Origin of the sequence: Bradyrhizobium sp. RDI18, from assembly GCF_043203335.1 — a bacterium.
In the GTDB taxonomy this organism is placed as follows: domain Bacteria; phylum Pseudomonadota; class Alphaproteobacteria; order Rhizobiales; family Xanthobacteraceae; genus Bradyrhizobium; species Bradyrhizobium retamae.
In genome coordinates, this window is record NZ_JBICRN010000008.1 from 3,311,400 (window position 1) to 3,329,964 (window position 18,565).

The window sequence follows — 18,565 nt, forward strand, 5'->3', positions numbered from 1 at the left end:
TGGTAACCTCAAAACGGTTGAAGGCGGCTTGGGAGAGCGTACGCCGACGTGAGGCAAAGGCTCACACCATAGTCGCCTATTGAAGTAAGGCCGGAAGGCATCCGGTCTAATTCGATCATGGATCGCGTTTAGCCGTACGCGCGCATCTGTCGCCATCGGAAATAGCGAGGAGGATTTGCGCGCCTCGAACTGATTGCGTTGGAGGAAATCATGGTTGAAATGCACCCTGTAAGGCTGGGCTCAATCAGCTTCGGCCGTTCGAAAACTGTTTGCACAATTCGTAGTATTTCTGCTTACGGCGCCGCGCTTGATGTCGCTGCAGATGAGCAACTCCCTGATGAGTTTGCGCTGACCGTCATTCCCGACGGTGACCCGCGGCGCTGCGCGGTCGTTTGGCGCAAAGAGAAACGCATCGCTGTCGCGTTCTATTGACCTGCCCCCAAAGGGAAGTTGGGCGCCCTCCGGGAGCGATGCGCCGCCGCTTGGTATTGTCTTTTCAGCGTGTGAGTGATCCTTGAAAATTCAGCCTGTGAGCGATCCTTGAAAATGCCACACGCGATGAGAGCAGCCGGCCGCCAAAAACGGATTTGTCACAATTAATTTGATTTAATTTTTATTTAATAATATAAATGCGTATTAAGCTTAGGGCGTACTTGAGAAGTGAATTGTGAAGTGACCCCGTAGACCTGTTTAAAAAGGCGTCACATTTGCGCCAGCCCATTGAAACTGCTCCGAGGGATGGAAAGGAAATCTGGGTCGAGGATGATCAATCGGCTTATGATGTCGCGCATTGGTCGCCTGAGACGAAGCAATGGGTCTGGAAAAACGGCAGACCGATCAGGATCACGCCGACACATTGGTCTCCAATAGCCGAGCCTCAGTATCAGGAAGACGATCGGTCGAGCGGCCCGCTTCAGAATGATCGCGTGCGCCGATGGTTATTCGCTTCCTCGATCGCTGCAACTCTGGTTGCATCTGCGTCGCTCGGCATGCATTTCCGCACGGAGCTGGTCTCCTTTGCGACGCGATACTTTGATCTGCCAGACATTGCCGATCTCGATGCCAAGGTGGAGCTGTCGAGCAAGCCGGGCGACGAAACTGCGCGGCTCCGCCAAGCGGCGGACGTCACGGTGGAGGGACTGCGGCGGTCCCTTCAACAGGAACAGGCCGGTGCCAATGCACTCGCAGATGAGCTTTTGGAAGCTCGCCGCGAGATCGAAACGCAAGCCATGCAACTGCAGGAAGCCGTCGACGAAGCTCGGCAGCAGAAGCAGACGGCAGAGGCCGCCGCTTCCCAATTACAAGAATCCCTACGGCAGGAGCAAAAGAAGACCGCCGCCCTCACCCAAGAGATCGGCATAGCGCGCCAGGCGATGACGGCAGGCGCAGAGCAGCAACGCCACGCGCTCGAAGGGGCAGAGGCGCGCGCCGCGACACTTGCGAGTGAGCTTGCCGGAACGCGGCGCGAGATCGAAAAGCAGGCCGCACAGTCGCAAAAGGCCGTCGATGAAGCTGTACTGCAGAAGCAGGCGGCGGAGGCCATCAATGCCGAACTGCGAGAAACTCTGCGGCAGGAGCAAAGGAAAACTGCCACGCTCACCCAGGAGGTCGACGCTGCGCGGCAGGCGATGAAGGCCACCGCTGAACAACAACGCCGCGCGCTCCACGAGGCACAGGTGCGTGCCGCAACGCTTTGGAGCGAGCTTGCTGGAGCGCAGCGCGAGATCGAAACGCAGGCCGCACAGTCGCAAAAGCTTATTGAGGAAGCCGCGCATCAGAAGCGGGCGGCGGACGCTAGCGCTGCCGAATTGCGAGATTCTTTGCAGCAGGAGCAACGAAAAACTGCCGCTCTCACCCATGAGGTCGACGCTGGGCGCCAGGCATTGGCGGCCGCCGCCGAGCAACAACGCGGCGTGCTCGAGGAAACTCAGGCGCGCGCTGCGGCACTGGTGAGCGAGCTCGCTGAAACGCGCCGCGAGATCGAGGCACGGGTCGCGCAGTCGCAAGTGGCGGAGGGTGAGGACGCGCAACTAAGACAGACGGCGGAAACGACTATCACCGAACTGAGGGAATCCCTACGGCAGGAGCAAGAGAGAACCGCAGCGCTCACCCAGGAGTTCGACGCTGCGCGCCTGGCGATGACAGGAACCGCCGAGCAACAACGCCGAACGCTCGACGAGGCACAGGCGCGCACTGCGGCCCTCGCCAGCGAGCTCGCTGGAACGCGTCGCGAGATCGAGCCACAGGTCTCGCCATCGCCAGTGACGGACGAACCGGATACGCAACAAAGACGGACGGCGGAGACGACTATCGAAGAACTGGAGAGAGTCCCTACGGCAGGAGCAAAAGAAGACCGCCGCTCTCACCCAGGAGGTAGACGCTGCGCGCCAGGCGATGACGGCAACCGCCGAACAGCAACGCCGCACGCTTGAGGAGACACAGGCGCGTGCCGCAGCACTCGCGAGAGAACTTGCTGGAACGCGCCGCGAGATCGAGATGCAGGCCGCGCAAGCACAAAGAGCGATCGATGAAGCCTTGCAGCAGAAACAGACGGCAGAGGTTGCCACCGCCAAATTGCAAGACTCCCTGCAGCAGGAGCAAGAGAAGATCGGCGGCCTCATCCAGGAGGTCGGCGCGGCGCGCCAGGCGATGACGGCGAGCGCCGAGCAGCAACGCCGCGCGCTCGACGAGGCGCAGGAGCGTGCCGCAGCACTCGCGAGCGAGCTTGCTGGAACTCGTCGTGAGATAAAGACTCAATCTGCGCGGTCGAAAACGGCGGAGGATGCTGTCACGCGACAAAGACAAGCGTCGGAGCGCACCATCGCGGAACTGCGGCAATCGCTGCAGCAGGAGCGCAGCAAGATCGGAGCCATGGCGCGCGATCTTACGCCCGCGCGGCGCCCCGCGGACCAGCGCGAGCCCCCTCGGGCGCGCGCAAGACAGTCCGGTTAACCCGATCGTCCGGGCGACGCAGACTGCAGACGCGGCCGTAGCTAAACAGCCGATGGCCTTCGATGCGCAGGACAAGGCAGAGGCAGCACGATTGATCGCGCGCGCCAGTGCGCTGCTCAGTCAAGGCAATATCGGCGCGGCGCGCATCGTACTCGAGCGCGCCGTCGAGAGCGGCGACGCTCGTGCAAGTTTCATGCTCGCACAGACATATGATCCTGTCGTTTTGTCCGCATGGGGCACCTATGGAACGCGTGGCGAGTCGGCGAAAGCACGCGAACTCTACGCGAAGGCGCACAGCGGCGGCATTCGAGAGGCAAAGGAGCGACTCGACGCATTGCGTGAGTGAAGGATCAGACCCGCACTTACGAAGGACAAGTGGAGATAGAGATGAACACGCTGCCGAAACCATGGTCGTTGTTGCTCTTCGCGGCGATGGCGCCTGTTACCTGGATGCTTCAATCGGTTGACGTGTACGCGCAGCCGGCCAAGAGCGAAGCGCCAGTCACCAGCCGCGCCTCTGCACATGACCAGAGAGAGAAGATCAACGCCTGGACTGTCGGCCTCGCCGGCGGTTTGCTGGAGGGCGCTCCCATTCGCCTGGCGGCAGAGATGGCCCGAATCGTCGATGACGGTCCGAATCTACATGTTCTTCCGATCGTCACCCGGGGCGCCACCGAAAATGTGAATTCGCTGCTCTACCTGCGTGGCGTCGACACCGCGATCATCAACTCCGACGCGCTCGAAGAATACAAAATCCAGATACCGCAGATCCGAAGCCGCATAACCTATCTCCTCAACCTGTTCCCGTCCGAACTGCATATTTTCGTGCGACCTGAAATCACAACCTTGCAAGACCTCGCCGGCAAGAAAGTGAATTTCAACACCCAGGGCACGGCCGCTGCCTATTCAGGACCGCTGATCTTCAGCCGTCTAGGCATCAATGTCGAAAAGACCTTCATTCCGCACCAGATCGCTCTGGAGCAAATGCGCAAAGGCGAGATTGCCGCCGTCCTCTTCATCACCTCGAAACCGGTTAACGCTTTCGTGCGCGGACGCTGGGACGAAGGCTATAAATTTCTGTCCGTCAATTTCGACAGCAAGTTCGAGGATTACTACTTGCCGGCAACGCTTGAGGCGAGCGACTATCCCAGTTTGATCAAGCAGGGCGAACGCATCTCAACGATCGCGGTGCCGACCGCCTTGGTTGCGTTCAACTGGTCGCCGCGATCGAACCGTTACCCGCGTGTCGCCCGTTTCGTAGATCATCTGTTCTCGCGGATCGACCGGCTGCAGGCCCCGGGATTCGATCCGAAATGGAAGTCGATCAATCTCGCCGCAACCGTCCCCGGGCTAGACCGCTTCTCGGCCGCGCAGGAATGGCTGGATCGCGCGGCGCGCAGTGCACAGGCGCGGCCGTGAAGAGAGCCGCGCTCCCGCTCGCTGTGCTGTTAGACGCAGCATACAGCATGACTTTCGCGCAAGGTGCCAGCGAAGCAATGGCGCATCTTCGCGCATGCTCTAATGTGGAGCTTACCGCGCGGCAGGAATGTTTGGAAACAATGCCGCGCAGTATCACACAGGCGGCCGCGGCAGACAGTGACAACTGGCTTGTCAGCGAGACCACCTCGCCCGTGGACTATTCACCGGTCGTTGTGGCGACCACGTCGTCTCGCGGCGGCTCTGATAGCGCCACGATGCAGCTCTCGATCCACTGCCGCGGCGGCCGTACCGAACTCGTGATCACGGGACCTGCGGTTTCGCGCAGCGCCGAGGAGTACCTGATCTCCTACCGCGTCAATGACGATGTCCTAGTGCGGCTTCCCGCTGCCCGCCCATCATTTGGAGTTGGCGCCGCGCCCAGGGGCGACGTGGTGCGCATGTTACAGTCGCTCCCCGATGAGGGGGAATTCGCTGTGCGCCTTTCTTCGCGAACAGGTGCGGCGTCCGAGGGACATTTCTTGCTTGGCGGCCTGAAGACTATCCGCGAGAAGCTGGCGACGGCATGCAAATGGCCACATGCCGTTGCCAGGCCACGCAACTAATGGTCATCGAACAGGAAGGAACTCACATGACAGGACTTGGAAAAATGGCTGGAGCCACAGCGGCAATTGCAGCACTGCTCTTGGTCGCACCGCCGTCGGAAGCGCAGGTGAACAAGAAGCAATCTACGCAGGCGACCAAGCTCACGGCTGTTACCAAGACGACGCCCCCTCAGGATGCCACCAAGCCGCACCGTCTTATTCTGCAGGTAAACAGCAACGAACCAGCAATGATGAATCTCGCCCTTAACAATGCGACCAACGTAGCCCAGCATTATCAGGACCTCGGCGAGAAGGTGAGTATCGATATCGTCACCTTCGGGCCCGGCCTGCATATGCTGCGCGACGACACTTCGCCGGTCAAAGCAAGGATCAAGGCGCTCTCGGAAAGGCAGCCTTCGATTTCCTTCGAAGCCTGCGGCAATACCCGTGAAAACATGGGGAGGGCCGAGGGCAAGGAGATTCCGCTGATCTCGGAAGCAAAGGTCGTGAAGTCGGGCGTGGTGCGTGTGATGGAATTGCAGGAACAGGGCTGGACCTACGTCAAACCGTGATGCTCGATCCACGCGAGAGGCCGCGACATGGCGCGGGCGATTGCCAATCCTGGGAGGGACGGAAATCGCGCCGACTGCGCAAGGGGGCGAGATGTTGTTCGCAATGGCGCTCGCGACGAGTTCCTCCTCGCAGCACCGACCAGCGGAAACCAGCTAAGCTAGTCCCAATGCCCAGCTAAAACCGGCCTGAGAAGCGGTCCGGTTCGTGCTGCGGGTTTTGGGGCCTCCTCTCGCGGACGGACTTCTTCAACGGAATACCCTGATAGCAGACCCGAACGTCCGCTGGACGTTGAAGGGGACGAAAGGACGCCTAGGCACGGTCGTTAGCCTGGCAAGTGATGGCCACAACCTCCACTCTGTCTACCTTAATCAGCATAACAAACGTGAAATCGTCTGCAGCCGGCGCCAATCCAACAGCACGTTCGAACGCGGCTACTTCTTTCTTCGTAGCCGGCCGAAGCCCGAACACAGAATCCACTGGGCAAATGGGAACGCCGTCCGAGGTGATCTCATACAAATCCAAACGGAAGTCCGGCACCGCGCACATACCGCGTGCAAACTCGATGTTTTGCGCCTGAAGCGCAAGCGTCGGCCTTCCGTTGATATCGAGCGTGAAGATCTTGCGTTCCGGCTGCTCCAATTTTATGCCTTTTCGAGAGATAGTTTACTAAAAAAGCGGGAGAGTTTTGCTTCGCGATCACGAATGGTCAATCTTGATCGGCAATTGAATGCAGCGTCAACAGGATATTGCCCTCGAGAACGGCAGCCGGGCCACCGCGCACCACTGGGCAGCATCCAAACGCCTGCAACTCGATAGAATTCAGCCTGCCCCTCGTAAGGGCTGGGGTTCAGGATATGCCCAGGCCTCTTTTAACAGGGTATCGGTGGCTTCTTTCAAGATAGCCGCGTCATTGCCCGGCAAGTAACACGCTTCTAGATTGAACATAATGATGGTTAGTCCAAGGGCGCGCGGCCAATCACCTGCATCCGACAATTGATGTATAGTCTTTGAAGCGTGCTTCAAAACCTGATTTCGTTCTGCGCTAGAGCCGCTCGCGTAACGCCTACTTAGAAACTCGAAGCTCGACTTCACAACACCAAAGCACGCCGATTTTGCAGCAGGATCTGCCGCATCAATCTGCGGCCTCAAGTTTTCGTATCGCCTGCGGAGGACATTGGCTCGCGCTTCGTGCCGAAGGTTCGAAAACTTCATTCCCCCCTCCCGATCAGCTTCCCTGATTAATCACTAGTTAGAAACGCGGAAAATGCGGCGGCCATGCGGCGGAAAACCCCGGGATCGTCCGGGGAATTGTCCCGGTCTCGCGCGGCAAAAGCTAGCCGGCGGCCGACGATGAACTGCCCCTGCTAAATCGGATCATCTCGTTAAAAGGCTCAGTCCTATGCCTTCTGCGCGACGCTGTCGCCGTGTGCTTGCCTTAAAGCGCTAACAACCTCTACGGATCGCGCAGGCCCGACCAGCTTTCACCGATCGTCCGTTGCTTCGCCCGCGCCACTCGGCATACGGGAGGAACTCTAGCCGATACTGCATAGAAGCTTAGTGGCAGGTCAGTGCCATTTCGGATGGATTTGCCGCCCTTATCCAGCGAGTTCCTATTTTTCCAAAACAACTGGGTGGAAAGCTGCGCATCTCGAAAACTGCCACGCCGTTCCAGCACGACAAGGCGAGTTCAAGGATTGATATGGACCTAGCCTCAGCGCTTAGGCAGTTCCCTGCTCCGCACGACCGGGTGTCGCTTGAAGGGTGGCCAAGGACTCGATGGCCGACTCTTCTTCTAAGAGACGCCTTTCAATAAACTGGCGCTCAGCGTCCGTCAGCATCGTCTGCAGTAGTTGCCGGTAGCGATGCACGTTATTGCGATGCGTTCGTAATCGAACGAAACTCTCCTCAATCATAGGTCGCGCCCTCAACCGATTTTGTCGATATCAGATATGTCAATATACTTGGTTTAAAACAGGAACTCGCCCAGCCGAGGTTATCGTCGGCGAGCAGGCTGTCAATAACAAACAGACCAATGGGTTAAGCGGCGTCGTTCTGGCAATGGATCCAGCGATTTGACGGCCGCACGTAGGTCAATTCGATTACGGATTCTGGCACTTGCCAGCGAACCCACGGTGCCGTGTGGTATAGGGCGCCTGCCCACCGGCCCGTCCGCCCTCCCCAGCCCGCAATTTGCGTTGCCTGCCGTCGGAATGTTTGTATCGTTCAGATCTTGTGTCCCGGCACCCAAAAGCTAAGCTATTGGCTTTGAGGGTTTCCGGGGGAGCCGAGATGTTGCAAGGTATTAATTGGTTACTTCAAGATCCTATCGCTATTTATGTGACCGTCGGGATTGCCGTTTCAATCATACAACACTACCGGGAGATGAAGCTGATCGAGGTGAGAGCAGCCGACCTCGCGGCCCGCATTCAAAGGCTCGAGGTACTTATGATGACCAGCTAGCAGTCATCTGCGTCTGGTCCATACCATCAGTGTGACGGGTCGCGGGTTTTGCTGACCGGCGAGACCGTGATTTTCTTTCTGCTTCTCGCGGGCTTTGCTGTGATCCAGTGCAACCGACCCGCAACACCCCGCTAGCGATAGCGGACAGCGTGCCTTGGTTTGCCGAGAGGGCTCCCAATTTCGAACCAGACAACCATGCGGCTCGCGATACACTCACTGGTTAACCGTGTCCGCGATTCTGATCACGAACTGCATCAATTGAATCCCGCGGCCGGACCGCCTCAGGAGTACGCGCTGACACAATCGTGCGGAAAGGCCGCGTTTGAGTTCGCGCTTGGCGCTGCTCAAGTGCATCCCTTAGGACCGCGGTTACCTTACGATCTATAATCTCAAGGCGGTCGGCAGTTGCATTGGTTTGAAGACGAAGCTCCAGCAGTTCATCCCCGATGAGCCGCCTAACCGTTACATGCACAAGGACTGAGAAGATGTAGCAGATGAATAATGCGGCTAAACTGCTGCTTATGATTGTTCGGTATTCGGGAAACACGTTCCAGATCGCAACACCAAGAATTGCGGCTGTCGTCCAGCCAACGACCTTGAAGAATGTGTCCATTTTCAATACTCCTACAAAGAAAGTCGAAGCTTCGTACTCAAATATTCGTACGCTCCTAATTGCGGCGCTGGATTTCAGTTAGACGGAACGGGCTTGCGGGAGTCAGGACCGAAATGAGTCGATGCCGTGGGCCACGACAATTCCGAGGCCTAGAATAAGCAGAAATGCGATTACGGCATCAAACATGGCGTTAAGCCAAGGCCGCTTCTCCTGATCAGTCAAAAAGATTCGACTCCATACGAAAAAGTTTCGCCTGACTGGTGCATCGGGGTCACAATAAAGCCGGCCAAACTAGCGCTCCCTTGCTGCTTTCGCCTCGACGCAAATGTCGAAAATTCAGGCATCCGAGCAGATCACCGCTTTGGCCCCGAGGTATTGCGAAAGCCGAAGTAGGAACGCTTCGCGACCAAATCCGGCTGCGTAGGACACGCTGTGCTGAACCGCGGCGCCCGTTGGGAAATCTCGCCAGCCTGGCCTTCCGGCCGATGTACCAAAACCTGCTTCGCTACTACGAAGTAGAGATGTTCTCGCGCGCTGCCATTTGGTTGGTAGCTGCCGATCGCCATTGTTGGGGCCTCAAGAGACACACTAGATGTCGAGTTTCAGGTAAGCCTTCAATGCAAGACGCGTAGTCGGCGCCAGCCTGGGTTCTATCTCCTCAATCTCCACTGGTTCTAGTATTAGAAGAGATCCTTCTGTGACGGCCAGTGCATCCACTGGAATATCGCGTACGACGAAAAGATGTCCGTGGATCGTGCCGCTCTTGCTGTCGATGTCCTCACCCTCAAATCCTCCAAGATGCTCAAAACGATCCGGCGGGACAAAATATCCGATTTCCTCATGTATCTCGCGGACTATGCATTCCAGGAAAGTTTCGCCGTCCTCGCGGTGACCACCAAATAGCCCAATCTTGCCGGGGTTGGTGATGCCGGCAACGTCATCGCGCAATTGAAAAAGGTAACGCCCAAACGTGTCGATGATGATCGCACCGGTGGTCTCGCGGTGCCGCACTTGCTTATAGGTCATTCGTTCTCAGCTCTGCCACCACGCGCATTGATTCCTCTTCAATCTGCGCACTCCTCAATGGGGCACGTCCTGAGGACAGTCAAATTCTTTCGTTCGATCACTTCGCTCTATGACACAGACCTCCTACTTAATCTTAGCAATCGCAGCACCTCGGTGCTCAACTCGATTGTGTCTGCGGTCGGCAATTGCTTCTGGGAGGTACGCCGCGCCTGCTTTTCCATCTGCGCGAACGATGCGGCTTGCGCCAATGCGAGAGCCGACGCCTTCCACAAGCTTGGACGGCATCTGCGGTCGTTTGAGAACAGCCCCGGCCGCCAGAGCGCGACCGTGATTTTTCATCGCCACTGCGATTGCATGAATAATCTGCCCGGTAGAGCTCTTGTTCTCTTCATGCCGTTTCAGTACGCGCTTCGTAAGGGTTTTCTATGAGATTAATTTAGAAGCCCCAGCCAAAACCTGATTGCCGCTCTTGCCGGCGAGGCGACGCTTCAACTGCAGCTCTGTTTCGCGTGCTTCTGCCTGCGCGCGATGTGCAGCAGAAAAGATTTCGCGGTAACGCTGGTTGGGCCTCGTGCGCGCCGTTGCCTCTTCGGCCCTTTGGACGGCCTCTCGCAACTCGAGCAATTCGGCCATCTGAACAGCGAGCGAGCGCGTGATCTCAGTCAGTTTTTCTAATGAATGACGCAATCCTTCCGCCATCGGAACGTTCCTCCGCAAAAATCAGAGCCTTACCGAAGTGGCAACCGATGCGTCCACTGGATGACAGGTTTAACCCTACCGATGAACGTTAATTCAGTGACGCTGCTTGCATGACCAGCATCTAGCCCGCACGACGTAGGTACTTTTGTACCATCGTGGACACACTTTTTCGTATTTTACCTCGCGCCTGTCCGCAACCTACGCGCGCACCCCCGTAACATCCATTGCGCGCGCCTCACATTTAAATTGTCGTCCTTCGGATTATCATTTAATATGCCCTGAATTAATTGAACGTGGGAATTGCGTCATGTCCAACGAGATCGAAGATCGCCGTAAATTTCTGATTTCATGCGGAAGGTTCGCCGCTGTAACCCCGCCGGCTATGACCTTACTTCTTTCCACTTCGCTGACATCAACGGCGATTGCTCGGTCAGGCAGCCATAGCAACGATGGTGGGCCAGGACACTCCTTTTTCGACAATGATCCCGATCCGCCCAGGGAAAAGCAGGTCTCCGACGATCGTCGCTCGCAAAAGGACCAAGCGAGCCAGGGAGACGGCAATCACGCCTCACTTGGGAGTGGCGGAAGTGGTGGGGGTGGCGAAGGTGGTGGCGGTGGCGGACGTGCTTCGGCAGCGAAAGGCTCTGGCGGCGGCTCGGGCGACTCTCGCGGCGGCTCGGCATCAGCATCACGCGGTGGTGGTGAAGACGATAAATGGAGGAGAGGCAGCAGGCCCTGATCAGTGGAGCCGCTGCGCGTCGTGCTCGTTGTAGTCCCAACGGCGTTCAGCCTCAGGCTCGCTGAAGCGTAGTGCCAACTTCCTCCTGAGGAACATGAAATCAAAAGGTCGGACGTAACTGGCAATCGCGCTGCGCGCCCTCAACCTCGATGCCATGTAATCGCGCGCCCAGGAAACATTTGTTAGGGCAGCGGCTGCGATGATTCGCTGCTCAGGTGTAACAATCATTGATATCGCTTGACGGATACAATGCCGTAACGCCGACAGATGAACCGGCGTCTAATATGTTGCCGGCTCATGCCATGTCACCGTTGCAAGCTGTCAATCCATCCTCGAGCCGCTGAACATCATCGGCAGTTGCGGCCACCTCAACTCGCGGATTGCCGAGAAGCGTGCGCTCAACAGCCTCGTCTCGATCGATAGGAGTGCCTAGAACAACCAGTCAAGGAGCCGGTCAAGCCAGCTAGGCAGATCGGGGCGGTGGCGCGGTTTTCCACCTTCCCCACCGCTGCTGGAACGTGCAATCGCGTCGGAGTTCAGTGAAGTTGACAGCAACAGGGTCACAGCGGGAGGCGTCACAACGGCAAATCTGCCGCATGCCGCCAGAAACTTCCGCCTGTCAGCATCGAGCTCTATCTCTGCCTTGAGGACTGGTTCGTCAGTGTTCTTGTTCATGGCTTGGGATCCATTCAATTCGACCGACCGTGTCAAGTTCCCTCTCCACTTCTAGTTTACTCCATTTAAATTTTCAGATTAAATAATGTCAACTTCATCGCGAAGAATATTTTGACGCACCGTTGTGGAGCCCTGCGTGGCATTCGGACGAGATCTGACGGAACCCAGGCCAGAAAGCCCGATCCTGCTGCGTCCAGCCGCGGACGCATCGTTTGCGTTAATTGATGATCGACCGGTCCTGTTCAGCGAGAAAAACCAGCGGATCTATGAACTAAATCAGATCAGCGCTTTCGCGTGGTGCAAACTTCTTGACCAAAATAAACTCGAAACGATTGCTGATGAACTAAGCGAGCTTGGGCTAGACCGCGAGCAGGCGCGTAACGTTCTCAGTCAAGCCTTGCAACAATGGCTGGATTTGGAACTGGTAGAAATGGAATGGAGGCTTCCATTTGCCAGCGCGCTGCAGATCCGGTTAGCGCAGCGAGCAATCAGCATCAGAGCCTCCAATGACGCATTGATCAAATCTCTTGAGCCGCTCTTTTGCGACTTAAACTCGGGAAGCGATCAAGCAGATATCACGATCGAAGTTGTAGAAGTTGGTGACGAGGTTCTCTTCCGCAACTGCAGAAAGAGCATCACTCGGTGTCCCATCACGAGTTTGGCTCCCGCGATCAAGGCCGACCTCACTGAGCGAATTATTCTGCAGGATCAGCCCGATTTCGCTCTGCATGCTGCTTCGCTTGTTTTTGACGATAAAGGGCTGCTGTTATGCGGGCAGCCAGGCGCCGGTAAATCGACCCTCGCGCTTCAGTTAGTCGGCGACGAATACCGATATTGCGGTGATGACGTCGTCATGATTTCTCCAAACGGTCTCGCGCAAGGGCTTCTCTTCGCGCCGACCATCAAGCCGGGCACATGGGAGGCGATTTCGAAAACTCGCGACGATCTAGAATCCGCCACCGCCCATGATCGCACGGACGGCATACGCGTCCGGTATCTACCCGTAGCAGATGTGCATAAGAGAAGCTTCCAGGTCGAGTGGATTATCTTTCTCAATAGGGTTGACGGGACATCGGCAGAATTGAAGCCCCTTGGACAAATTGAATCCATGCAGCGAGTGATCAACGGATCTTTCGCTGCCAACGGCAAACTATCTCTAGCGGGGTTTGCAGCGCTGAAGAAAATAATCGGTGGCGCCGGATTGTTTGAGCTGACCTACGCGGAGGCTGCTGACGCAGGGCGTAAGCTGAGAGGTCTTTGTCATGGCTTTTCCTAGCAGCACTATGGTCGAGCTCTGCCAGTGCCTCAGAGGCAAAGCGCCCAGTAACCTGAATTGGATGGCCGTGTTGGAACTGGCCAACAAGACGCTAACGACCCCCTTCTTGATCGATTTGGTTGATCGACCTGATCAATCAGTTCCCGAGGATGTGAAGGTTTTCGTTCGAGAGATCTACCGGCGAAACGCGCTTCGGAACGATCTCTTGAGGGCTCAATTGGAAGAGGCGGTCGCGGCACTTAATGAACGGGACGTGATACCGGTGCTGCTAAAGGGCTCAGCAATCCTCGCAACAGCCGCTCCTGAATGCCGCGCAACGCGAATCATGGCTGATCTCGACATATTGGTCGATCCTGATCAGATGGAGACGGCCCTGCAGGCGCTCGCCGAGCTCGACTATCAGTCCCATTTTCGAGCCCCGCCGGAGAGCAAGAAACAGTACAGTGACCTTAAACGACCGCGTGACGTTGGTATGATAGACCTGCATCAAGCAGCGCCAGGTCCAGATTATTTCTATCGTTCTTCGGGCAAACTGCTTGAACATTGCATGTCCGTATCGGTTGGCCGCGGGACCGCGTATCTTCCGACCACGACTTTTCAAGCTTACATGCTGATCATTCACGACCAGTTTCAAGATAATGATTACTGGGTCGGCGAAGTAGATGTGCGACATCTGGTCGAGCTGAGAGACCTGGCTAACTCGTCGGATGGAATAGACTGGAAGCGCCTGATGTCATTTGCTCCGGGCCGCTTGACCCGAAACGCCATCGCGAAGCAGCTGGTCGCCCTGGCAGAATTGCTTGGAGTTGACGTACCTGTTGGCCTGCGCAAGGAACCCATTCCACGGCTTCAGTTTAGGAGGCTATTGCTGCAGTCCCGTTTTCCGCTTGCACGTTGGCCCCTCCTCTCGGTTGCGCTTCTTGACTATGGAAATTACAGGAGAGAGCTGGGAGCAGACTACCAGACCGACACCCGAAGGAACGCAACGCTGACATTACCACGAGTGCATACGCTGCGGCATCTCGCCGGACTTGTTGGCAATCACCGCATCGGGAAAGTCTAGCGGAGGGCGTTGGAATTGCCGTTCGTATCTGAACTGCCGGGCCGAGCGGGAAAAGGCAGTCGGGGCCTGACGGGCCGTTTCATCGAGGGATTGAAACGTCATCTGCTGCGACGAAACCATCAAGCTCCAGGGCCAATGCATCTCGCCAATTCGGCATGACCACACCGAACTCGTCCCTGAGGCGAGACAGGTCGAGGCGTGAATTGCTTGGCCGTTTGGCCTTCGTCGGAAAATCGGTGGTTGCGATTGGAACGACGGTTTCGACTTCGAGCTTGAAGCCGCGGTACCTCAGCCCTTCGACAATGGCGCCTGCAAACTCGTGCCAGCTAGTTTCCCCAGCGCAAACGAGGTTGACCACGCCACCCTTTCGCGCGAACAGGTCGTTCAGGTTCGCGAGGTTCGGCAGCACGATGTCGGCAACGGCCTTAGCGATTGCTCGAGCCGTCGTTGGCGCTCCGATTTGATCCGCGACGATGCGCAGTTCCTTGCGCTCGGAAGCCAGGCGCGCGATGGTACGGAGGAAATTGGTCCCCTTGGCAGCGTACACCCAGGACGTGCGCGCGATCAGATGCGGCCCACCGGCCGCCATGATTGCCATGTCCCCTGCAAGCTTGCTCGCGCCATAGACCGAAATTGGACCCGTGGGGCTGTCCTCGCGGCGCGGCGCATCACCGGAACCGTCAAAAACGTAGTCTGTTGAGAAGTGAACGAGCGGCACGCTGTGCTTAGCTGCCCATTGCGCGATGACCTCGGGCCCTTTGGCATTAACGAGGAACGCAAGCTCGCGCTGCTCCTCGGCGCGATCAACGGCGGTATAAGCGGCCGGATTTACGATGAGATCGGGCCTGAAATCCTTAAGCCGGTCCGTCAATGTTTCCGGCTTCGACAGGTCAAATTCGGAAGACGAAGGCGCTATAATTGTGCCTTGGGCAGTTAACAAGGGGCGCAATGCGCCGCCGACCTGGCCGCTCACTCCCGTCAACAAGATCCGCATCAGACTTGTCCATACATCGGCAGATTCTTGACGTCGTTCAGCAGCGGGGCATCGGCATCTTTGGCCGAAAGCGAGGGAGCTTCAATGCCCCAATCTATGCCGATCGCGGGGTCGTTCCAGCGGATCGAGACTTCATCCTTGGGGCTGTAAAGATCGTCACACTTGTAGAAGAAATCTGCGGTCTCGGATAGAACGACAAAGCCATGTGCGAAGCCACGAGGAACCCACAATTGGCGGCGGTTCTCCTCGCTCAGTTCTACGGCAACATGGCGTCCGAAACGCGGGCTCCCCACCCGCACGTCCACCGCCACATCCAGCACCCGGCCGCGCAATGCAGTAACGAGCTTACCTTGGGTGAAGGGATTCTGCAGGTGTAACCCACGCAACACTCCATGGCTGGAGCGGGACATGTTGTCCTGCACGAATGGACGGCTAATGCCGTGCCCGGCATAGCGCGGCAATTGGTAGGTTTCCAGGAAGAAACCGCGTTGGTCGCCAAACAGCCTGGGCTCCAGCACCAGGACTTCGGGAAGCGCTGTCACAATGACGTTCATCTGGTCCGACCGAGCAACATTTCACGTTAGCCAAATACCAAATTTATCCGACCCGCACCATTTAATATTGCATTTAATATGGTATATTTAGTATGCTATATTTAATGTGCTTCGTTGAATGAAAATGGGTGAGGGCTTATGAAGGGCATTATTCTCGCCGGAGGTACGGGCTCCCGCCTCTATCCGGTCACGACAGTTGTTTCGAAACAACTGCTACCGGTCTTCGACAAGCCGATGATCTATTACCCCCTCTCGACCCTCATGCTGGGCGGAATCCAGGACATCCTGATCATCTCTACCCCCCAGGACAAGCCGCTATTCGAGCGTCTCCTGGGCGACGGCTCACAGCTCGGATTGCGCTTTTCCTACCTCCCGCAGGCGTCTCCACGCGGGATAGCGGATGCCTTTATCGTAGGTCGCGATTTCGTCGGCAATGATCCGGTTGCGCTGGTGCTTGGCGACAACATCTTCTATGGCAACGGCTTGGCTGAGCTGCTCTTGAATGCGACTGCCCGTAGGAAGGGTGCGACCGTCTTCGGTTATGTCGTCAAGACGCCCGAGCAGTATGGCGTCATTGAACTCGACAATAGCGGCCGCGCGCTCTCGATCGAGGAAAAGCCGAAGCAGCCAAAATCAAATTTGGCCGTCACAGGACTATATTTTTACGACAATGACGTCCTGAAGATTGCCGCCGAGCTCAAGCCATCGGCGCGCGGCGAGCTCGAGATCACCGACGTCAACAAGACTTATATGGAACGCGGCGACCTCTATGTGCAGGCGCTAGGCCGTGGCTTTGCGTGGCTCGACACCGGGACGCATTCCTCTCTCGTAGAGGCCAGCAACTTCGTCCAGGTCCTCGAGCAACGCCAGGGCCTGCGCATTGCATGCCCGGAAGAAATCGCGCTGCGGCAGGGCTACATCTCGCTCGAAGCTTTTGAGGCTTTGGCCGAGAGGACCGCCAAAAGCAGCTATGGCGAATATCTGAAATCTGTAGCCGCTTCCTTCAGACGGTAGATGCGGGACATAGGGGCAAACTGAACATGCGGTTTCGAGGCTGGACAATCTTCGTTACGGGAGGCGCGGGGTTCATCGGATCCGCAGTCGTACGGCATCTGCTGCAAGACACCCACGCAAGGGTTGTCAACATCGATAAGCTGACTTACGCGGCGAATCTTGAATCGCTACCCGGCACGGCCGGGAACATGAATTACTCCTTTGAGAAACAGTGCATTTGCGATGGGCTCGGCCTTCGTCGCCTATTCGAGAAATATCAGCCAGATGCAGTGATGAATCTCGCCGCCGAGAGTCATGTTGATCGATCGATCGATGGACCCGCCGAATTCATTCAGACCAACGTGGTCGGTACTTTCACAATCTTGCAGGAAGCTTTGCGCCACTGGCGCTCGCTCTCGGGCGAGAAGCGCAAACGTTTCCGCTTTTTGCACATTTCCACGGACGAGGTGTTCGGTTCACTCGGGGACGACGGGTTCTTCATGGAGACGACGGCCTATTCGCCGAATTCTCCTTACTCCGCAAGCAAGGCATCCTCCGACCATCTGGTGCGCGCGTGGCATCACACGTATGAACTTCCGACGCTGGTTACAAACTGCTCGAACAACTACGGCCCCTACCATTTCCCCGAAAAGCTGATCCCGCACATGATCATCAGGGGATTGGCGGGCGAGTCCCTGCCCGTGTATGGCGACGGAAAGAACATCCGCGATTGGCTCTATGTCGAGGATCACGCCAAGGCGTTGAGTCTGGTCCTGGAGCGGGGAAGTATAGGCGAGACCTACAACGTCGGCGGCCGTAACGAGCGCACCAATCTGCACGTGGTCGAACGATCTGCGACCTGCTCGACGAGATCAGCCCGAACCCGAGCGGCTCCCACCGAAATCTTATAAGTTTTGTTCCCGACCGCCCCGGGCACGATCACCGCTATGCGATTGATGCCTCCAAGCTCGAGCGAGAGCTAGGATGGCGTGCGGAAGAGGATTTCGAAACTGGAATCTACAAGACAGTGCGCTGGTACGTCGACCACCAACCATGGTGGCGGGCGATTGCGAACCGGGGATACACAGCGAAGCGGATCGGATTGAACAGGTGAGCAGAGTACACCCCGGCGACCAACATCCGCTCGCACTAGAACGTAAGATGCCTCGGTCGTGCAACCAACGACGACGCCAGCGGCTCGAGAGGAGAGTAACGTCGTCTGAGTTGGCAGGGCTCGACGGTAACAAATACGCCTCCCCCTTGGGGTGCTGCTAGTTTTCGCTCCAGTTCATAGACATAGAGCTCGCCCTCGAACCACCTTAGATTTGATGCATTAGACATTCTTTCAGCGCGCGTTCGGCATTTCTTGGTTGTTGACCGTTCCTTGATCTCACGGAGGGGCCGGGCATCCCGCCCGAATTAAGTGGCTCTTTCAACTTTTGGGGAGGTCGCTTTGTGATCAGAGAGCCTGCATCGGCTCGTTGCCCCTCCTGATCGGAGGGCCCAAGGAGATCCTATCAGGCCTCGATGGAGGCTCCAATGCCGGTGGTCGAAGTAGACGGACCCACGGTGCTGGCTCGCGTTAGCGTCTTGCGTACGCTGAGCCGCTGGCATGCGCGAAAGATGGATAAACGCGAAGAAAGCTGAAGAGGGATCAATGACAGGAATCCGGCTAACTTTGCTCGTTGTCGCGAGCTCTTTTTTCACCCTCGCCGCTCAGGCCAGATGCGTTTGCCAATGTGTTGAGGGTCGCTTGCTACCGCGATGCACAACCAGCACCGATATTCCGCCCGCCTGCCCCCTGTCGGTCTGTGAAATGACACCGCCATCCATTTCGCCGCCGATGCAGGTGCCACCCGTTGGCCGCTCCCAATGCTCGCAGCGTCAGGTCTTGAATCCCGCAACCAGACAATACGAATCGCGTGTT

The 18,565-nt window shown here is 57.1% G+C and carries 19 protein-coding genes and 1 pseudogene; 12 read left to right on the plus strand and 8 right to left on the minus strand.

Features of this window, described 5'->3' with window-relative positions; all coding sequences use genetic code 11:
• Nucleotides 1-210: 210 nt before the first annotated feature.
• From ACFXS9_RS24860 to ACFXS9_RS24890, 7 genes are all read left to right on the plus strand, one after another.
• The gene (locus ACFXS9_RS24860; RefSeq protein ID WP_392693035.1) at nt 211-432 is read left to right on the plus strand and encodes a PilZ domain-containing protein; all 222 of its coding nucleotides are present in this window, start codon (nt 211-213) and stop codon (nt 430-432) included.
• Nucleotides 433-707: 275 nt separating this feature from the next.
• Nucleotides 708-2,432, plus strand: coding sequence for a hypothetical protein (locus ACFXS9_RS24865; RefSeq protein WP_392693038.1), 1,725 nt, complete (start codon nt 708-710; stop codon nt 2,430-2,432).
• Between the two features lie 64 nt (nt 2,433-2,496).
• On the plus strand, nt 2,497-2,952 hold the full coding sequence (locus tag ACFXS9_RS24870) for a hypothetical protein (RefSeq protein WP_392693041.1): 456 nt from the start codon (nt 2,497-2,499) through the stop codon (nt 2,950-2,952).
• 52 nt (nt 2,953-3,004) lie between these two features.
• Entirely contained in the window at nt 3,005-3,298 is a 294-nt protein-coding gene (locus tag ACFXS9_RS24875; RefSeq protein WP_392693043.1) for a hypothetical protein, read from the plus strand.
• A gap of 41 nt (nt 3,299-3,339) precedes the next feature.
• Nucleotides 3,340-4,371: a TAXI family TRAP transporter solute-binding subunit gene (locus tag ACFXS9_RS24880; protein WP_392693046.1), complete on the plus strand. Its 1,032-nt coding sequence runs from the start codon at nt 3,340-3,342 to the stop codon at nt 4,369-4,371.
• A gap of 140 nt (nt 4,372-4,511) precedes the next feature.
• Nucleotides 4,512-4,994: a hypothetical protein gene (locus tag ACFXS9_RS24885; protein WP_392693049.1), complete on the plus strand. Its 483-nt coding sequence runs from the start codon at nt 4,512-4,514 to the stop codon at nt 4,992-4,994.
• Nucleotides 4,994-5,545: a hypothetical protein gene (locus tag ACFXS9_RS24890; protein ID WP_392693051.1), complete on the plus strand. Its 552-nt coding sequence runs from the start codon at nt 4,994-4,996 to the stop codon at nt 5,543-5,545. The genes ACFXS9_RS24885 and ACFXS9_RS24890 overlap by 1 nt, the downstream gene beginning before the upstream one ends.
• Before the next feature lie 310 nt (nt 5,546-5,855).
• On the opposite strand, the gene ACFXS9_RS24895 is transcribed toward ACFXS9_RS24890, so the two are convergent.
• Both ACFXS9_RS24895 and ACFXS9_RS24900 read right to left on the minus strand, forming a co-directional pair.
• On the minus strand, nt 5,856-6,185 hold the full coding sequence (locus tag ACFXS9_RS24895; protein ID WP_392693053.1) for a hypothetical protein: 330 nt from the start codon (nt 6,183-6,185) through the stop codon (nt 5,856-5,858).
• Nucleotides 6,186-6,365: 180 nt separating this feature from the next.
• A complete protein-coding gene (locus ACFXS9_RS24900) occupies nt 6,366-6,758 on the minus strand; it encodes a hypothetical protein (protein ID WP_392693056.1) in 393 nt (130 codons plus the stop codon).
• A gap of 1,077 nt (nt 6,759-7,835) precedes the next feature.
• Between ACFXS9_RS24900 and ACFXS9_RS24905 the strand changes: the two genes are divergently transcribed.
• Nucleotides 7,836-8,006, plus strand: a complete 171-nt coding sequence (locus ACFXS9_RS24905) for a hypothetical protein (RefSeq protein ID WP_392693059.1) — start codon at nt 7,836-7,838, stop codon at nt 8,004-8,006.
• Between the two features lie 220 nt (nt 8,007-8,226).
• On the opposite strand, the gene ACFXS9_RS24910 is transcribed toward ACFXS9_RS24905, so the two are convergent.
• From ACFXS9_RS24910 to ACFXS9_RS24925, 4 genes are all read right to left on the minus strand, one after another.
• Nucleotides 8,227-8,619, minus strand: coding sequence for a hypothetical protein (locus ACFXS9_RS24910; protein ID WP_392693061.1), 393 nt, complete (start codon nt 8,617-8,619; stop codon nt 8,227-8,229).
• A 588-nt stretch (nt 8,620-9,207) separates the two neighbouring features.
• On the minus strand, nt 9,208-9,645 hold the full coding sequence (locus ACFXS9_RS24915; protein ID WP_392693063.1) for an NUDIX domain-containing protein: 438 nt from the start codon (nt 9,643-9,645) through the stop codon (nt 9,208-9,210).
• Nucleotides 9,646-10,068: 423 nt separating this feature from the next.
• Nucleotides 10,069-10,344 (minus strand): hypothetical protein, encoded by a 276-nt coding sequence (locus tag ACFXS9_RS24920; RefSeq protein WP_392693066.1) that lies wholly within the window; start codon nt 10,342-10,344, stop codon nt 10,069-10,071.
• A gap of 1,168 nt (nt 10,345-11,512) precedes the next feature.
• Nucleotides 11,513-11,758 (minus strand): hypothetical protein, encoded by a 246-nt coding sequence (locus tag ACFXS9_RS24925; RefSeq protein WP_392693069.1) that lies wholly within the window; start codon nt 11,756-11,758, stop codon nt 11,513-11,515.
• A gap of 136 nt (nt 11,759-11,894) precedes the next feature.
• Between ACFXS9_RS24925 and ACFXS9_RS24930 the strand changes: the two genes are divergently transcribed.
• Nucleotides 11,895-13,034, plus strand: coding sequence for a PqqD family peptide modification chaperone (locus ACFXS9_RS24930; RefSeq protein WP_392693071.1), 1,140 nt, complete (start codon nt 11,895-11,897; stop codon nt 13,032-13,034).
• 7 nt (nt 13,035-13,041) lie between these two features.
• Complete coding sequence (locus ACFXS9_RS24935) at nt 13,042-14,097, plus strand: nucleotidyltransferase family protein (protein ID WP_392700000.1); 1,056 nt, start codon at nt 13,042-13,044, stop codon at nt 14,095-14,097.
• Nucleotides 14,098-14,176: 79 nt separating this feature from the next.
• On the opposite strand, the gene rfbD is transcribed toward ACFXS9_RS24935, so the two are convergent.
• Nucleotides 14,177-15,091, minus strand: coding sequence for a dTDP-4-dehydrorhamnose reductase (rfbD, locus tag ACFXS9_RS24940; RefSeq protein ID WP_392693073.1), 915 nt, complete (start codon nt 15,089-15,091; stop codon nt 14,177-14,179).
• Nucleotides 15,091-15,645 carry a dTDP-4-dehydrorhamnose 3,5-epimerase gene (rfbC, locus tag ACFXS9_RS24945; protein WP_392693075.1) on the minus strand — a complete coding sequence of 185 codons (555 nt, stop codon included), beginning with the start codon at nt 15,643-15,645 and terminating at the stop codon, nt 15,091-15,093. Before rfbC ends, rfbD begins: the two co-directional genes overlap by 1 nt.
• 138 nt (nt 15,646-15,783) lie before the next feature.
• Between rfbC and rfbA the strand changes: the two genes are divergently transcribed.
• Complete coding sequence (gene rfbA / locus ACFXS9_RS24950; RefSeq protein ID WP_392693078.1) at nt 15,784-16,659, plus strand: glucose-1-phosphate thymidylyltransferase RfbA; 876 nt, start codon at nt 15,784-15,786, stop codon at nt 16,657-16,659.
• 26 nt (nt 16,660-16,685) lie between these two features.
• Nucleotides 16,686-17,752: pseudogene (gene rfbB / locus ACFXS9_RS24955) on the plus strand (dTDP-glucose 4,6-dehydratase).
• The last annotated feature ends 813 nt before the right edge of the window (nt 17,753-18,565 follow it).

What these genes read in the sequence shown, in the direction of transcription:
- ACFXS9_RS24860 (WP_392693035.1), top strand. Translation starts at nt 211, where the DNA reads ATGGTTGAAATGCACCCTGTAAGGCTGGGCTCAATCAGCTTCGGCCGT.
- ACFXS9_RS24870 (WP_392693041.1), top strand. Translation starts at nt 2,497, where the DNA reads ATGCAGGCCGCGCAAGCACAAAGAGCGATCGATGAAGCCTTGCAGCAG.
- ACFXS9_RS24875 (WP_392693043.1), top strand. Translation starts at nt 3,005, where the DNA reads ATGGCCTTCGATGCGCAGGACAAGGCAGAGGCAGCACGATTGATCGCG.
- ACFXS9_RS24880 (WP_392693046.1), top strand. Translation starts at nt 3,340, where the DNA reads ATGAACACGCTGCCGAAACCATGGTCGTTGTTGCTCTTCGCGGCGATG.
- ACFXS9_RS24885 (WP_392693049.1), top strand. Translation starts at nt 4,512, where the DNA reads ATGCCGCGCAGTATCACACAGGCGGCCGCGGCAGACAGTGACAACTGG.
- ACFXS9_RS24890 (WP_392693051.1), top strand. Translation starts at nt 4,994, where the DNA reads ATGGTCATCGAACAGGAAGGAACTCACATGACAGGACTTGGAAAAATG.
- ACFXS9_RS24900 (WP_392693056.1), bottom strand. Translation starts at nt 6,758, where the DNA reads ATGAAGTTTTCGAACCTTCGGCACGAAGCGCGAGCCAATGTCCTCCGC.
- ACFXS9_RS24905 (WP_392693059.1), top strand. Translation starts at nt 7,836, where the DNA reads ATGTTGCAAGGTATTAATTGGTTACTTCAAGATCCTATCGCTATTTAT.
- ACFXS9_RS24910 (WP_392693061.1), bottom strand. Translation starts at nt 8,619, where the DNA reads ATGGACACATTCTTCAAGGTCGTTGGCTGGACGACAGCCGCAATTCTT.
- ACFXS9_RS24915 (WP_392693063.1), bottom strand. Translation starts at nt 9,645, where the DNA reads ATGACCTATAAGCAAGTGCGGCACCGCGAGACCACCGGTGCGATCATC.
- ACFXS9_RS24920 (WP_392693066.1), bottom strand. Translation starts at nt 10,344, where the DNA reads ATGGCGGAAGGATTGCGTCATTCATTAGAAAAACTGACTGAGATCACG.
- ACFXS9_RS24925 (WP_392693069.1), bottom strand. Translation starts at nt 11,758, where the DNA reads ATGAACAAGAACACTGACGAACCAGTCCTCAAGGCAGAGATAGAGCTC.
- ACFXS9_RS24935 (WP_392700000.1), top strand. Translation starts at nt 13,042, where the DNA reads ATGGTCGAGCTCTGCCAGTGCCTCAGAGGCAAAGCGCCCAGTAACCTG.
- rfbD (WP_392693073.1), bottom strand. Translation starts at nt 15,091, where the DNA reads ATGCGGATCTTGTTGACGGGAGTGAGCGGCCAGGTCGGCGGCGCATTG.
- rfbC (WP_392693075.1), bottom strand. Translation starts at nt 15,645, where the DNA reads ATGAACGTCATTGTGACAGCGCTTCCCGAAGTCCTGGTGCTGGAGCCC.
- rfbA (WP_392693078.1), top strand. Translation starts at nt 15,784, where the DNA reads ATGAAGGGCATTATTCTCGCCGGAGGTACGGGCTCCCGCCTCTATCCG.